The sequence below is a fragment of the Rhodovulum sp. genome (genome assembly GCF_011048875.1).
Classification (GTDB): Bacteria; Pseudomonadota; Alphaproteobacteria; order Rhodobacterales; family Rhodobacteraceae; genus Rhodovulum; species Rhodovulum tesquicola.
On record NZ_DSDD01000005.1, the window covers coordinates 1 to 1,774 of the forward strand.

Consider the following 1,774-nt stretch of genomic DNA (forward strand, 5'->3'; position numbering starts at 1 on the left):
CGTCTGGCTGGGGATGAGCGCGGGCGAGACGCGCAGCGGCTTCGGCGGTGCCATCGTCGACGACACGTTCGCGCGTTTTGCCAAGGTGGTGATCCTGGTCTCGGCCGGTGCCGTCCTGCTGATGAGCACGGAACACCTGCGCCGCTCGCGCGCGTTGATGTTCGAGTTCCCCATCCTCATCACGCTGGCCGTGGTCGGCATGATGCTGATGGTCTCGGCCGCCGACCTGATGACGCTTTACATGGGGCTCGAACTGCAATCGCTGACGCTGTATATCGTGGCGGCGATGCGGCGCGACAGCCTGAAATCGACAGAGGCGGGGCTGAAATATTTCGTCCTCGGCGCGCTGTCCTCGGGCCTGCTGCTTTACGGCGCCTCGCTGATCTATGGCTATTCGGGCACGACGCTGTTCGCGGGCATCCTCTCGACCATCGAGGGAGGCGAGATGCCACTGGGCCTGTTGATCGGGCTGGTCTTCCTGATCACCGGGCTCGCCTTCAAGGTCTCGGCCGTGCCCTTCCACATGTGGACGCCCGATGTCTATGAGGGGGCGCCGACACCGGTGACCGCCTTCTTCGCCACCGCGCCCAAGATGGCCGCAATCGCGCTGTTCGCCCGCGTCCTGCACGAGGCGTTCGGCACCGTTCCGGGCGACTGGGGGCAGGTGATCGCGGTGCTGTCCCTGCTGTCGATGGCGCTGGGCGCGGTCGCGGCGATCGGGCAGCGCAACATCAAGCGGCTGATGGCCTATTCCTCGATCGCGCATATGGGCTACGCGCTGATGGGGCTGGCGGCGGGCACGCAACTGGGTGTGCAGGCGATGCTGGTCTACATGGCGATCTACATCACCATGAGCGTGGGCACCTTCGCCTTCATCCTGTCGATGCACAAGGACGGCCAGCCCGTGACCGATATCCGAAGCCTGAACATGTTCGCCTCGCGCGAACCGGCCAAGGCGCTGGCGATGCTGGTGCTGCTGTTCAGCCTGGCGGGCGTGCCGCCGCTGGTGGGCTTCTTCGGCAAGCTCTATGTGGTGCGCGCGGCGGTTGATGCGGGGCTGGTCTGGCTGGCCGTGGCGGGGGTGATCGCTTCGGTCGTGGGGGCGTTCTACTACCTGCGCATCGTCTTCTTCATGTATTTCGGCGAGGAGGGCGAGGCGCGGCTGGACGGGGCGATGCCCCCGGTGCTGTGGGGCTTCCTGATGGTGTCGGCCTTCGCGATGGTGGCGGGGGTTGTCAACCTGTTCGGGGTCGAGAGGCTGGCACTGAGCGCGGCGCAGACCCTTGTCAACTGAGCCCGGCCCGGGGCGGGGCGGCTGGCACTGGCCGTCCGGCCACGACCTGATCCTGCTCGACGAGGTCGACAGCACCATGGCCGAGGCACGCCGCCGCGCGCCCCTGCCGCGCCCGACCTGGATCGTCGCGCGCCGCCAGAGTGCCGCAATCGGTCGCCGCGGCCGGGCCTGGGACGCGCCCGAGGGCAACCTGTCGGCGACGCTGGTGATGGATCCGGGCTGCGCCCCTGCGCAGGCGGCGCTTTACTCCTTCGTCGCCTCCTACGCGCTTTACGCGACGCTCACGGCCTATGTGGACGACCGCGCGGCCATCGCGCTGAAATGGCCCAATGACGTGCTGCTGCGGGGCGGCAAGCTGGCGGGCATCCTGCTGGAATCGGACGGGGCCGGGGGGCGTGTCGGGCGGTTGTCGATCGGGATCGGGGTGAACCTGAACACCGCGCCCGCCGCCGTCGCGGTCGATCCGCGGGGCTTTGCGCC

General features: G+C 68.2%; 2 protein-coding genes. Both read left to right on the forward strand.

Going from position 1 to position 1,774, the window contains the following annotated elements:
- A partial coding sequence (nuoN, locus tag ENN83_RS00070) for an NADH-quinone oxidoreductase subunit NuoN (protein WP_287182597.1) occupies positions 1-1,294 on the forward strand: 1,294 nt, incomplete at its 5' end.
- On the forward strand, positions 1,284-1,774 hold a 491-nt coding region (locus ENN83_RS00075), incomplete at its 3' end, for a biotin--[acetyl-CoA-carboxylase] ligase (protein WP_349760081.1). The genes nuoN and ENN83_RS00075, both read left to right, overlap by 11 nt.